General features: G+C 71.5%; 11 protein-coding genes. All 11 read right to left on the bottom strand.

Features of this window, described 5'->3' with window-relative positions; translation table 11 throughout:
• Window positions 1–7: 7 nt before the first annotated feature.
• The 11 genes from proB to mreB all read right to left on the bottom strand — a co-directional run bounded on the left by proB (window position 8) and on the right by mreB (window position 13238).
• Window positions 8–1120 carry a glutamate 5-kinase gene (gene proB, locus BQ7106_RS02285; RefSeq protein ID WP_240307408.1) on the bottom strand — a complete coding sequence of 371 codons (1113 nt, stop codon included), beginning with the start codon at window positions 1118–1120 and terminating at the stop codon, window positions 8–10.
• A complete protein-coding gene (obgE, locus tag BQ7106_RS02280; RefSeq protein WP_129583769.1) occupies window positions 1121–2512 on the bottom strand; it encodes a GTPase ObgE in 1392 nt (463 codons plus the stop codon).
• Window positions 2513–2892: 380 nt separating this feature from the next.
• Entirely contained in the window at window positions 2893–3141 is a 249-nt protein-coding gene (rpmA, locus tag BQ7106_RS02275) for a 50S ribosomal protein L27 (protein ID WP_072370712.1), read from the bottom strand.
• 36 nt (window positions 3142–3177) lie between these two features.
• The gene (gene rplU / locus BQ7106_RS02270) at window positions 3178–3486 is read right to left on the bottom strand and encodes a 50S ribosomal protein L21 (RefSeq protein ID WP_072370710.1); all 309 of its coding nucleotides are present in this window, start codon (window positions 3484–3486) and stop codon (window positions 3178–3180) included.
• A 147-nt stretch (window positions 3487–3633) separates the two neighbouring features.
• Complete coding sequence (locus tag BQ7106_RS02265) at window positions 3634–4404, bottom strand: TIGR03936 family radical SAM-associated protein (RefSeq protein ID WP_072370707.1); 771 nt, start codon at window positions 4402–4404, stop codon at window positions 3634–3636.
• Window positions 4401–7295, bottom strand: a complete 2895-nt coding sequence (locus BQ7106_RS11395; RefSeq protein ID WP_338064440.1) for a TIGR03960 family B12-binding radical SAM protein — start codon at window positions 7293–7295, stop codon at window positions 4401–4403. The genes BQ7106_RS02265 and BQ7106_RS11395 overlap by 4 nt, the downstream gene beginning before the upstream one ends.
• 42 nt (window positions 7296–7337) lie before the next feature.
• Window positions 7338–8552 (bottom strand): FtsW/RodA/SpoVE family cell cycle protein, encoded by a 1215-nt coding sequence (locus BQ7106_RS02255; RefSeq protein WP_072370704.1) that lies wholly within the window; start codon window positions 8550–8552, stop codon window positions 7338–7340.
• Window positions 8553–8561: 9 nt separating this feature from the next.
• On the bottom strand, window positions 8562–10604 hold the full coding sequence (gene mrdA / locus BQ7106_RS02250) for a penicillin-binding protein 2 (RefSeq protein ID WP_072370700.1): 2043 nt from the start codon (window positions 10602–10604) through the stop codon (window positions 8562–8564).
• Between the two features lie 9 nt (window positions 10605–10613).
• Window positions 10614–11195 carry a rod shape-determining protein MreD gene (gene mreD, locus BQ7106_RS02245; RefSeq protein ID WP_072370696.1) on the bottom strand — a complete coding sequence of 194 codons (582 nt, stop codon included), beginning with the start codon at window positions 11193–11195 and terminating at the stop codon, window positions 10614–10616.
• Window positions 11196–11208: 13 nt separating this feature from the next.
• Window positions 11209–12189 carry a rod shape-determining protein MreC gene (mreC, locus tag BQ7106_RS02240; protein ID WP_240307407.1) on the bottom strand — a complete coding sequence of 327 codons (981 nt, stop codon included), beginning with the start codon at window positions 12187–12189 and terminating at the stop codon, window positions 11209–11211.
• An 8-nt stretch (window positions 12190–12197) separates the two neighbouring features.
• On the bottom strand, window positions 12198–13238 hold the full coding sequence (mreB, locus tag BQ7106_RS02235) for a rod shape-determining protein (RefSeq protein WP_072370690.1): 1041 nt from the start codon (window positions 13236–13238) through the stop codon (window positions 12198–12200).
• Between the last annotated feature and the right edge of the window lie 5 nt (window positions 13239–13243).

The raw sequence follows: 13243 nt of genomic DNA, 5'->3' as shown, positions 1-13243 counted from the left end.
CCCTCTCCTAGAAGACGAGAAGATCGTCTCGGTGCACGGCGGGCTGCGCGCTCCCCTCCCCGAGGAAGCGCGAGATCACGTCGAGCCTGACCCCGCGGACGCGCGCCATGTCCTCCGAGGAGTAGCGCGCGACGCCGCGGCCTATGACGTCGCCGGTGTCGGACGTGACGTTGACCACGTCGCCCGCGGCGTAGGTCCCGCTCGTGGACACCACGCCGACCGGCAGGATCGAGGCGCCGCGCTCGAGAACCGCGCGCGTGGCGCCCGCGTCGAGCCCGATGGTCCCGCGCGGGACCTCGGCGAGGCCGATCCAGAGCTTGCGGCCGCCCTCGTGGGGTGCGCCGGCGCGCGCCTCGAAGCGCGTCCCCACGTGCGCGCCACCCGCGACCTCGGCGAGGACATTCGGGCGGCGGCCGCGGCAGATGACGGTGGGAATCCCCGCCGCGAGCATCGCGCGCGCGGCGCGCAGCTTCGAGGACATCCCGCCCGTCCCGAAGGAGGTGCCCGCCCCGCCCGCCATCTCGCTCAGGCGGTGGTCGACCTCCTCGACGCGCTCGATGAGGGTGGCGTCGGGGTGCTCCTGCGGGTTGGCGGTGTAGAGGCCGTCCACGTCGGAGCATATGACGTAGAGGTCCGCCCCCACGAGCGCGGCGACGAGAGCGCCGAGCATGTCGTTGTCGCCGAAGGCGAACTCGGCGGTCGAGACAGTGTCGTTCTCGTTCACCACGGGGACGGCGCCGAGCTCGAGCAGGCGCGTCAGGGTGGTACGCGCGTTCAGGAAGCCGTCGCGGTCCATGACGTCGCGCCGCGTGAGCAGGACCTGGCCGCACGGGATGGACCGCTCGCGCAGGACCTCCGCGTAGGCCTCGGTGAGGCGCGCCTGTCCGGCGGAGGCGCACGCCTGGAGGGTCGCGAGGTCGCTCGGGCGCTCCTGGAACCCGAGGACGTCGCGCCCCGCGGCGGCGGCGCCGGACGAGACCACGACCACGCGGGTCCCGCGGGCGACGAGCTCGGCGACCTGGTCGCAGAGCGAGCGGATGAAGTCCCGGTCGAGCGCGCCCGCGCCGTCCACGAGCGTCGACGAGCCGACCTTGACGACCATGAGCCTCACGTCGACCACCTACGCCCCGTCCCGCTCGCCCACGAGCTCGCCGTCGTCGTCGGGCAGCTCGTCGAAGTCGGGCGCGCCGTCCTTGCCCTCGTAGGTGAAGGCCATCTCGAGGATGCGGATCTCGTCGCCCGTGACGGCGCCGGCGCGGGCGAGCGCGTCGTCGAGGCCGCAGCGCTCGAAGCGGTGCTGCAGGTAGGCGACGGCCTCGTCGTTGTCCCAGTCGGTCTGGATGACCATGCGCTCGACCTGCGATCCGCTGACGCGCCAGGCGTGGCGCTCCTCGCGCGCGACGCGGATCTGCCGGTCGCGGCGCTGCCGCTCGCGCTCCCAGCGCTCGGTGAGGTCGAGGTCGGGGTCGGCCGTCGCGGCGGCGGAGCGCAGGGCGGCGACCTCGGCGGCGCAGGTGCTGACCAGCGCGTCGAGCCCCGCACCCGTGGCGGCCGAGACGGCGAAGAACTCGTGCCCGTCGGCCTCGGCGACCTCGGCGAGGCGGCGCGCCGCCTCCTCGGTGCCGGGGAGGTCGACCTTGTTGGCGACGACGATCTGCGGGCGGTCGGCAAGCTCCGAGGCGTAGGCTGCGAGCTCGGCGTTGATGGTGCGGTAGTCCTCCACCGCGTCGCGGCCCTCGTAGCCCCCCGTCACGTCGACCACGTGCAGGATGAGCGCCGTGCGCTCGATGTGGCGCAGGAACTGGTGGCCGAGCCCCCTGCCCTCGCTCGCGCCCTCGATGAGGCCCGGGACGTCGGCGACGACGAAGGACTGGCCGCTCGCGGCGCGCGCGACGCCGAGGTTGGGGACGAGCGTGGTGAAGGGGTAGTCGGCGATCTTGGGTCGCGCCGCGCTGATGCGCGCGATGATGGAGCTCTTCCCCACCGAGGGCATGCCCACGAGGGCGGCGTCGGCCATGAGCTTCATCTCGAGCTCGATCCAGTGCTCGCGGGCCGGCTCGCCCTTCTCGGCGAAGGCCGGGGCGCGACGCACGGACGTCACGAAGTGGATGTTGCCGCGGCCGCCCGCGCCGCCGGGCGCCACGACCACGCGCTCGCCGGGCTGCGTGAGGTCGGCGATGTCGTAGGCGGGCGTCTGGGTCTCGGGGTCGAGCTCGCGCACCACCGTGCCCACCGGCACGCGGAGCACGAGGTCGTCGCCGTCGCGCCCGTGCCGACGGGCCCCCTGCCCGTGCGTCCCTCGCTCGGCGCGGAAGTGGTGCTTGTAGCGGAAGTCGATGAGCGACGAGAGCTGGGGGTCCGCGACGATCACGACGTCGCCGCCCCGGCCGCCGTCGCCGCCGTCGGGGCCGCCCTTGGGCACGAAGGCCTCGCGCCTGAAGGACATGCAGCCCGCGCCGCCGTCGCCGCCGCGCACGTTGATGTGGGAAAGGTCGGTGAACGTGTTCTCCACGTGATACTCCTTTGGTCGTGCTCCCATGGTACGGCAACGGCGGCGGGCCGTCGAGCGGCGGGGCCGCCCGGCCGCACGACCGACTGCCGCAGGCGCGGGGGGCGGCCCGAGCATGCCTAGGGGCACGGTTCGGGCCGCTCCGGGCCCCCGTTCTGTGCAATATCGCATTCTGGGCAATATGGCATGCTCGGCCGGCAGGCAGCCCGCCTGACCGCCCGCAGCGGGGGCGCGACGAGGCGATGTCCACGGCCGGCCGGCGCCCCACCGCCGTTCGAGGCCACCGCGCCCGGGCCGGCTCTGCCGCCCAACATTGACCGGCCCATAGAAAAAGGGGCCCCAGCCAAGACTGGGACCCCAGCGGTGCGATGGTGCCGAGGACGCTACGCCTCGCGGACGTGCACGCGGTGCTTGACGCCCTTGGTGAACTCGACGGTGCCGGCGGTGAGGGCGAACAGGGTGTCGTCCTTGCCGATGCCGACGTTGTCGCCGGGGTGGATGTGGGTGCCGCGCTGACGGACCAGAATCTCGCCAGCCTTCACGAACTGACCGCCGTAGCGCTTCGTGCCGAGGCGCTGCGCCTGAGAATCACGGCCGTTGCGAGACGAGCCGAGACCTTTCTTGTGTGCCATGGTGGTACCTGCCTTCTAATAGCCGAGTGAGAAGAACTACGCGGGGAGCTCGATGACCTTGATCTTCGTCAGGTTCTGACGGTGACCGTTGGCACGGTGATAGCGCTTGCGCTTCTTGAGCTTGAAGACGAGGACCTTCTCGCCCTTGAACTGCTCGACGACCTCGGCGGTGACGGTCTTGTCCTGAAGCGGGGCAGAGCCAACGATGGTCTTGTCGCCGTCGTTCAGAAGAAGGACGGGGAGCTCGACCTTGTCGCCAGGCTGCGCGTCGAGCTTCTCGACGTCGATGACGTCGCCCTTGGCAACCTTATACTGCTTGCCACCAGTTGCTACGATTGCGTACATGTGCGAAACCCTTCATTGCTGGCGTGAATGCAACAGTTGCGTATATTACTAGCAGCGCCTCAGCTCGTCAACAGAAGTTGCCGTGACCTGCGCCTCCGTAAGGGAAAAGACGGAAGCCCATGCCTCGCCGCGACGATGCGACCTGACTCAGGATAAGGGTGCGGGGGCCTCGTTTCCAAACGGTCCGAAAGGTTCCACAAGACGCCCACTTTCCTCGTGGAGCTGCGCCGTGCGGCGCACCCGGACCCCCGTCGCCGGCGGCACCCCGAGCGCCGAGAGCGCGGCGTCGAGAAGGACCTGGGGGCGCAGCGACGCCGTTGCGCCGACCCTCGTCTCGACGCGCGCGCGAACGACGCCGCCCTCCTCCCGAGCCTCGAAGCCCACGAGCGTGCTCGCGAGGTCGACGCGCTTCTCGCGCTCGCCCCGCAGGTACGTGAGCTCGCCGGCCGCGCGGACGCGCCGGACGCCCTCCTCGAGGTCCTCGGCCCCCACGGCGAGGCGCGGGCACGCGAGCTCCCAGCTCGAGCGGTCGAGCCACGCCTCGAGCGCAGGGAGCCTGCCGGGCACGTACTCGGCGCGGAGCGGCGCGAGGGCCTCCGGGGTCGCCGCGCGCAGGGAGCGGAGCGCCTCCCGCGCGTCGACGCGCTCGGTGAGGCGGACGTCGAAGTATTCGCACGAGGAGCTCGCCCCCACGGGCAGCGCGCTCGAGAACTGGATCCTCACGCGTCGCGCGTAGCCGTTGCCGATCGAGAAGGGCAGGCGCGCGCGGCGTATGCAGCGCTCGACCGTGGCGATCAGGTCGAGGTGCCCGAGGTAGGCGAGCCGCTCGGCCTTGCCGTACTCCACGCGCAGGCGCGCGAGGTCGGCCTTGACCGGCAGGTCCTGGGGACGCCCCGAGAAGGGCTGCGCGGAGCTCATGACCTCACCCCCTGGATGACGTTTCGGACGCCCAGCGTCGGGCAGACTCCGCAGCCCGCGCAGGTCGCGCGGGTGCAGTCGGGCGTGGTGACCCCCTCGACGGCGCGGCGCCACTCCCGCTGGAGGAAGCCCGCGTCGACGCCCGGGGAGGTGTGGTCCCACGGGAGGCGCGCGGTGAGCGGGAAGTCCTCGCACGCCACGTCGGCGAGGTCGAGCCCGCAGTCGGCCGCGGCGCGCTCCCAGCGCGACACGTCGAACTCGCTCGTCCACGCGTCGAAGGTGCAGCCGAGCTCCCAGGCGCGCCTCACGAGCGGGAAGCCGGCACGGCCCATGCGCGAGAGGGCGCCCTCGACGAGCGAGACGTCGGCGTCGTGGTAGGAGACGCGGATCGCGCGGTCGCGAATCTCGGAGAGCAGCAGTCGCTGGCGGCGGCGCACCTCGTCGGGAGCGAGCTGCCCGCACCACTGGAAGGGCGTGTAGGCCTTGGGGACGAGCACCGCCACCGAGATCGAGACGGACACGCCGCTTCTCACCCCGCGGCCCACGACCTCGCGGCCGATCTCGAGGACGCGCTCCGCCATGCGCGCGATGCCGACCACGTCCTCGTCCGTCTCGGTGGGCAGCCCGATCATGAAGTAGAGCTTCATCCGGCGCCAGCCGCCCTCGAAGGCGTTTCTCGCCGCGCGCTCGAGGTCCTCCTCGGTGACGTTCTTGTTGATGACGTCGCGCAGCCGCTGGCTGCCCGCCTCGGGGGCGAAGGTAAGGCCCCCTCGCTTGCCCCCCGCCACGGCGGCCGCCATCTCGACGCCGAAGGCGTCGAGGCGCTGCGAGGGGATCGAAACGCGTATGCCCTTGCCCTCGAGCGCGGCGTTCATCTCGTTCAGGATGCGCGCGCACTGCGAGTGGTCCGTCGTCGAGAGCGACGTGAGCGAGATCTCGTTGTGGCCGCTCGCGAGGAGCCCCTCGACGCCCCCCGAGACGACCTGCTCGGCGGGTCGCTCGCGCACGGGGCGGTAGGTCATGCCCGCCTGGCAGAAGCGGCACCCCCGCGCGCAGCCGCGCAGCACCTCGAGGGAGAGGCGGTCCTGCACGATGCCCACGTAGGGCACGATCCGCTGCGCCACCGCGGGCGTGGCCGCGAAGTCGTTGACGCAGCGCTTGAGCACGACCGCGGGGACGTCCTCCCCCGGCAGCGGGGCGGCGTAGCCCCAGCGCGTCGAGGTCTCGTCGACGCGCACCTCGTAGAGGGAGGGGACGTAGGTGCCCGGGACGCGCGCCAGGCGCCGCAGCACGTCGGCGCGCGAGAGCCCCTCGGCGCGCGCGTCGCGGATGCAGGCGCAGGCGTCGACGATGGACTCCTCCCCGTCCCCGAGCAGCACGGCGTCGAAGACGTCGGCGATGGGCTCGCAGTTCCAGGCGGAGGGCCCGCCGGCGAGGATGATGGGGTCGTCCTCGTCGCGCTCGGCCGAGGTCAGGGCGATCCCGGCGAGGTCGAGCGCCTCGAGCACGTTCGTGGCGATGAGCTCGTGGGCGAGCGTGAAGCCGACGGCGTCGAAGGACGCGAGCGGAGAGGCCGACTCGAGGGAGAGCAGCGGCACCCCCTCCTCGCGCATGAGGGCGGCCATGTCCTTCCAGGGGAGGTAGCAGCGCTCGCAGCTCATTCCCTCCTGGGCGTTGACCTGGTTGTACAGGATGGCGACGCCGAGGTTGGGCTGCCCGACCTCGTACACGTCGGCGTAGACCATGCACAGGTGGAACGGCCCGTCCTGCTCAGAGACGGAGCCCCACTCGTGGTCGAGGTAGCGCCCGGGGTGCTCCACGCGCGCGAGCAGCGGCTCGAGCCGGTCGAAGAGGCACTCGCGGCGGGCCCTCATGACGCGCCTCCCCCGATGGTGACGTACCCCTCGTCCTCGCGGGGCACGGGCAGCGTCAGATGTGTATAAGAGACAGTACGGCGGGGCGGGGGGCACCCCGGGGGCCCGCGCGGCGGGGGGGGGGGGGGGGGCCTCTCCGGGGGCGGGGAGGCGGGCCGCCGGGGCACGCTGGCCACCGGGGCCGGCCGCGGGCGCGGGGGCGGCGTCGGCGCTCACGTGCAGGCGAACAGCGGCCCCGGTGGCCAGCGTCCCGCCGTAGGCGACCCCGGCCTTCAGAAGGGCCCCGACGCCGGGCACGAGCGAGACGAGGCGACGCGCGAGGGCGCGCCAGACAAGGCCCGCGCCCACCACCCCGACGAGGTCGAGCGCGCGCTCGGGCCTGACCTCGAGCCCGTGCGCGGCGGCGAGCTCGAGCGCGAGCTTGGCCTGGTTGACGCACATGACGGGCAGGTCCGAGCCCGGAATGAGGCTGATGGCGCCGACGGCGGCGTTCTCGAGGGCGCAGCGCGCGACGAGCGCGTCGCTCACCGCGCGACGGCAGAACGCGAAGTTCGCCGCGAGCGCGAGGTCCTTGTCGCACGACGCCGCGAGCCACTCGGCGAGCTTGTCGAGGAGGGCCTCGGGGCTCGACGCGGCGACGGTCCCCACGAGCGCGGCGGCCTGCTCGGGGAGCTCGAGGCGCGGCGCGTCGAGCGCGCCCTCGACCACCATCGCGACCGGGACGCCCGCGCGGGCGTAGGATCCCACGAGCTCCGCGCAGGGGCCGTCCCCCACGAGCACGAGCGCGACGTCCGGGGCGTCCGCGCCCACCGGCGGCGCGGCGAGCGGGAGGACCTCGACGTCACCGGTGCCGCGCTCGGGGACGAGCGCGTCGCGCACGCAGCGGGCGAGCCCGCGCGGGCAGGTCGCGTCGACGTGGACGCGCACGAGCACGCGCTCGTCGCGCCCGGCGAGCGCGCGGCTCCCCGATGACAGCACCTCGAGGATGCGCCCGGCGGTCAGCTTTCTGGCAGCCATCACTGCCCTCCCCCCTTCGCGCGGCGAGTCGCGCCGCGCGCCTCAGGCCACCTTCTGGCGGTGGCGCCACACCGACTGTACCATCCCCACGGCCATGAGCTGCGTGACCATCGAGGACGAGCCGTAGGTCATGAACGGCAGCGGGATGCCGGTGATGGGCATGATGCCGATGCACATGCCGACGCTTTCGAGCACCTGGAAGGTCCAGAGCGCCGCGCAGCCCACGAGCAGGAGCTTGCTGAACGTCGACTCGACCTTCATCGCGAGCAGGATCGTGGCCAGGATCATCCACGCGAAGAGGGCGAGAAGGACCACGGACCCCACGAAGCCGAACTGCTCGGCGAAGGTGGCGAAGATGAAGTCGGTCTCGGCCTCGGGAAGGAACCCCGAGAGCGCCTGGGAGGCGTTGCCGAACCCCTTGCCGAACAGGCCGCCCGAGCCGATGGCGATCATGGCCTGCTGGAGGTTGTAGCCGTCGTCAGTCGCGGTCCCCTCGGGGTCGAGGAAGACGGTGAGGCGCGCGAGCTGGTACTCCTGGAGGACGTGCGGTATCCCGTCAATCTGGGACGTGATGATGACGAGCGCGGCGACGCCCACGATCAGGGCGATGGTCGCGAGCACCCAGCTCCTCGGAGCGCCGCTGCAGATGATGATCGTCGCGCCCGTGAAGAAGATCATGAGGCCGGTGCCGAGGTCGGTGACCATGATGAGCACGAGCGGCACGAGCAGGGTCCCGCACAGGCGCGCGTAGTCCCTGAAGCTGTCGATCTTGCCGTTGTACTGGGCGCACGCGGACGCCATGAGCGCGATCACGACGAGCTTGCCGGGCTCGGAGGGCTGGAAGCGCAGCGGGCCGATCCTCACCCACCCCAGGCCTCCCAGGCCGCCCTCGACGCCGAGGCCCGGGATGAGCGGCATGACCATGAGGACGCAGGCGAGCACGAACAGCGCCGTGGTGAGGTTGGCGAGGTTGCGGTAGTCGTAGCGCCACACCACCACGGCCGCGGCGATGCCGAGGGCCATGCCGGCGAGGTGGTTGGTGAAGTTGACCTCGTCGAGCGCGAGCGAGCACGACCACATGGTGACGACGCTCAGGATGAGGATCAGGAGGGTCGGGATGAGCTGCGTGAGGTAGAGCCCCTCGAGCGGGCCGTGCTGCCCGACGTGGCCCTTCGACGACGAGCCCCCCGCGACGCGCTGGGCGAGCGAGGAGAGCGCCCCCCGGCTCGTGCCGGGACCGGTGATGTCGCGTGCCATGTGACCCCCCTAGTCAGCCGTGCCGGTCGTGCCGGTCGCCGTGTCGGGCTGCCCGTAGATGGCGCCGAAGACGTCGCGCACCACCAGCAGCGAGGAGGAGCCGCCCGCGTTGACGCCGTCCATGTTGGCGACCACCACGTACTGCGGGTCCTCGGCGGGCCCGTAGGCGCCGAACCAGCCGATGGCTCGGTCGGCGCTGATCTGCTCGCCGGTGCCGGTCTTGCCGTGGACGGTCACGTCGAGGTTGGTCCAGTGCGCGGTCTGCACCGGGTCCTCCTCGTAGACGACGCCCCACATGCCCCGGGCCACGAGCTCGCGGTAGGCGTCGTCCTCGTCGACGTCCATGATCTGCTCGCAGCGGTACTCTGAGACGAACCCGTCTCCCACGCGCGAGCGCACGCCGCGCATGACGTGCGGGCGATACACCGGGCCCTTGTTGGCGAGGCTGCAGTAGGCGCAGGCCATCTGCAGGCAGGTCACGAGCAGGTCGCCCTGGCCGATCGCGAGGTTGCAGTTCTCGCCGCCCTGCCAGGTCGCGTCCTCATCCGAGTAGCCGAGGCCCTTGAAGTACTCCCACTTCCACGCCGCGTCCGGCACGCGCCCGATCTCCTCGCCGGGCAGGTCGACGCCCGTGGCCGACCCGAGGCCGTAGCGGCGGAAGGTCTCCTGCATGCCCTCGGAGGACTCGTTGTAGAACCCCTTACCGATCTCGTAGAAGACGACGTCGCAGGAGTAGGTGATGCCCGCGACGAGGTCCACGCTGCCGTGGCCTCCCTCCCACCAGCACTTCATGCCGTTGGGGTCGGAGGCGTTGCCCGACCACGTCCACCAGCCGGTGCAGTTCCACCACGAGCCCGCCGTCGCGATGCCGTAGTCGAGCGCCGCGAGCGTGGTGAGGGGCTTGATGATCGAGCCGGACGGGTACTGCCCCGCGATGGCGCGGTTGAGCATGGGGTAGTTGGCGTCGGCGGCCTGGAGGGCCTCCCAGTCGGAGGTCGAGATCCCGCCGACGAAGGAGCTCGGGGTGAACGTGGGGTAGCTCGCCATGGCGATGACCTCGCCGGTCTTGCAGTCGAGCGCCACCACCGAGCCGCCCACGGCCTCCTTTCCGATGTCGCGCTGCTGCCCGATGACCTTGACGAGCGACTCCTCCGCGGCGCGCTGCACGTCGATGTCGAGGGTGAGCACGAGGTCTGAGCCGCTCTGCGGGTCGAAGCCCTCGGACTTCTGGCCGGTGACGTTGCCCTGCGCGTCGACGTAGACGACGCGCTCGCCGCGCACCCCCTGCAGCACGCTCTCGTACTGGGCCTCGACGCCGGTCTGGCCCACGACGTCGCCCGAGCGGTAGCGCACGCTGCCGTCCGCGGCCTCCTCGCTCGCGGCGAGCTGCTCCTGCGTCACGGTGCCGGTGTAGCCGACCACGTGGGCGGCGAGCGACCCGTGCGGGTAGGAGCGCTGGGCGCGCTCCTCCACGCTCACCATCGGGAACACCTCGGGGTGCTCCCCGATGTAGGCGACCACGCGCCGCGACACGTCGACCGAGATCGTGCGCAGGCTCTGGTATCCCTGCGTGGTGTCCTGCAGCTTGCGGCGGACCGCCTGGTAGGGCATGCCGATGAGGTTCGCGAGCAGCGTCACCTCGATGTCGTCGTCGAGCACGTCGGCCGAGGCCGTCACCGTGAGGCTGCCGCGGTTGGTCACGATCTCGTTGCCGTTGCGGTCGAGGATGCGTCCGCGCGGGGCCTGGGTGTAGACGGTGCTCGTGCGGTTTGACTCCGCCTGCTCGGCGTACTCGTCGGACGAGACGAGCTGCATGGTCCACAGCCGGGCGAGAAGGACGGAGAACACGCCGCCCACCGCCACCGCGAAGCCCACGAGCCGCGACGAGAGGCCCTTCTCGGGGGAGGTGTCCGACCCGCCCGAGGCACGCGGCGAGGCGCCGCCGATGTCGAGCGTGAAGGCGCCCTCGGAGCGACCGAAGACGAGGAACACGGCGATGAGCGCAATCGCGAGGACCACGCAGACGATGATGATGACGAGGGAGAGGTCCACGGGCGCCCCCTAGAGGCCCCGCTTGCCGAGGTGGCTCGCCCCGCGCGACCCGCCGAGGCGACCCGCACGGATCGAGCCCGCGCCGAGCCCGCCCGAGGCGGCGCGCACGCGCGAGAAGTAGTAGGCGAAGGGCACGAAGAAGACCGCGGTGAGCAGCGCCGTGGGCAGCGCGCGCAGGAAGAGGGCGTCGACGATTGAGCTCGTCTGCCCCACGAGCAGCATGGCGAGGTGGTAGACGACGGAGACGCCGAGCGCGGAGGCGCAGAAGAGCGCCATCGTCGCGCCGAGGTCGCCCGCCATGCGGTTGCGCTGCTCCATGCCGAGCAGGTAGGACGAGACCGAGAGGCAGAAGGCCATGAGCCCGATGGGGCCGGTCGAGGAGAGGTCGAAGAGCAGCCCCGCCACGAAGCCCGCGATGACGCCGGAGGTGCCCCCGACCTGCAGCGCCACGCACGAGGCGAAGATGAGCGCGAAGTTGGCGCGACCGTTGCCGAGCCCGACGTTGGGGGCGAGCGCGAGCTGGAGCACGAGGCACAGCACCGCGAGCACGACGGCGCCGCGCACGTTGCGGTTCTTGTCGGATACCTGCATCTCTCCCCCTCCCCTACTGCGTGCTCTCGCCGTCGCCCTGGCCCTCGCTCGTCGACGACGTCGTGCCGGCTGTACCCTGCTGGTCCTGGGCGTCGGCGGCGGCGATGTCGTCCGCCGTCGCGCGCTGCTCCTCGGTGAGCGAGGTCACCACGAGCACCTCCTCGTAGTTCTCGGTGCGCGAGAAGGGCTCGACGATGATGTCGAGGTAGAGGCTCCCGGGCGAGTTCTCGACGCTCGTGACCTCGCCGAGCGGAAGCCCCTTGGGGAAGGCGCCGCCGAGGCCGCTCGTCACGATCACGTCGCCGACCTGCACGCTCTGGTCGGTTCCCACGAGGGTGAGGCGCAGCTCCCCGGTGACCGAGCCGTTGAGCATGCCCTGGACGCGGCTCGACTGGACCATGGCCGAGATCGAGGAGTTCTCGTCGGTGAGCAGGCGCACGGTCGAGGTGGTCGCCGCGCTCTCGATGACCTGCCCGATGACGCCCCCGGAGGAGGTGACCGGCATGCCGGGCGCCACGCCCGAGGTCGTGCCCTTGTCGATGGTGACCGTGGTGGTCCAGGAGTCGGAGGAGCCGGAGATGATGCGTGCCGCGGTGGACTGGAGGTTGTTGGCGTCGCGCAGGTCGAGCAGGCCCTGGAGGCGCTCGGCGGTCTGCTCGGCCTCCTCGAGCTCGACGTTGCGCGCGCGGAGCGCCTCGTTCTCGGCCTGGAGCTCGGAGAGCGTCGCCTGGTCGGCGGTGAGGTTGGTGACCACGTTGCCGAGGCCCTGGAAGGGCAGCGAGACCGTGGCGCCGAGGTAGCGCACGGGACTCGTCACGGTCTGGAACGCGCCGCGGACGACGCCGAACGGCCCCTCGTCACCCATGCGGCTGCTCAGGGTGAACAGGACGAGCGAGACGGCGACGCACGCGACGAGCGCCCTCCCGCCACTCGACTGACCTCTGCTGTTTGCGATGGTCGGACCAGCCTGCCGGCCCCTTGAGGAAAGCGGCACGCCTGCTCCTAGCTGGCGCTCTGGACGAAGCCGCCGGAGAGGGCGTTTGCCTCGAGGACCTTGGCGCAGCCGTTGACGACGTTCTCGAGCGCGGTGGGGCTCACGTTGACGGGAACCCCGGTCTCCTCGCGCAGGCGATGGTCGAGCCCGCGGAGCAGGCCGCCGCCGCCGGTGAGCAGGATGCCGTAGTACATGAGGTCGGAGGCGAGGTCGGGCGGCGTCACGTCGAGCGCGTCCTTGACGGCCTTGGTCACCTCGTCGAGCGGGCGGTCGAGGGCGCGGCGGATCTCCTCGCTCTCGATGCGGACCGACTTGGGCAGGCCGCTCATCACGTCACGACCGTTGACCTCGACGTCGAGCTCCTCGGCGAGCGGCGCCGCGGAGCCGACCTTGATCTTGATGTCCTCTGCCGTGCGCTCGCCGATGGAGAGGTTGTAGGCGTCGCGGACGTGCTGCAGGATCGTCTGGTCGAACTCGTCGCCGGCGGTCCTGATGGACTGCGAGACGACGATGCCGCCCATCGAGATGACGGCGACCTCGGTGGTGCCGCCGCCGATGTCGACGACCATAGAGCCGGTGGGGTCCTCGATCGGCAGGTCCGCGCCGATAGCGGCGGCCATGGGCTCCTCGATGAGGTAGGCCTGGCGCGCGCCGGCCGAGATGGTCGCCTCGAAGACCGCGCGCTTCTCGACGGAGGTGACGCCGGAGGGAACGCACACGACGACCCTCGGCCGCGGGGACCAGGGGTAGTGGCGGCCGCGCGCCTTCTCGATGAAGTAGCGCAGCATGACCTCGGTGACGTCGAAGTCGGCGATGACGCCGTCCTTGAGCGGTCGCTCGGCGATGATCGAGCCGGGGGTGCGGCCGATCATGCGCTTGGCGTCGGCGCCGACCGCGAGCACGCGGCTCTCCGACTTGTCGATGGCGACGACGGAGGGCTCGTTGATCACGATTCCCTGGCCGCGCACGGCAACGAGCGTGTTGGCGGTGCCGAGGTCGATGGCGAGGTCTCCGCCGTACTCGCCGAACAGTGAGTCAAGAAGTGACATGGTGC

The sequence above is a fragment of the Thermophilibacter mediterraneus genome (assembly GCF_900119385.1).
GTDB classification, from domain to species: domain Bacteria; phylum Actinomycetota; class Coriobacteriia; order Coriobacteriales; family Atopobiaceae; genus Thermophilibacter; species Thermophilibacter mediterraneus.
The sequence above is the reverse complement of the archived record's forward strand: the minus strand, read 5'-3'. Positions and strand labels throughout refer to the sequence as shown.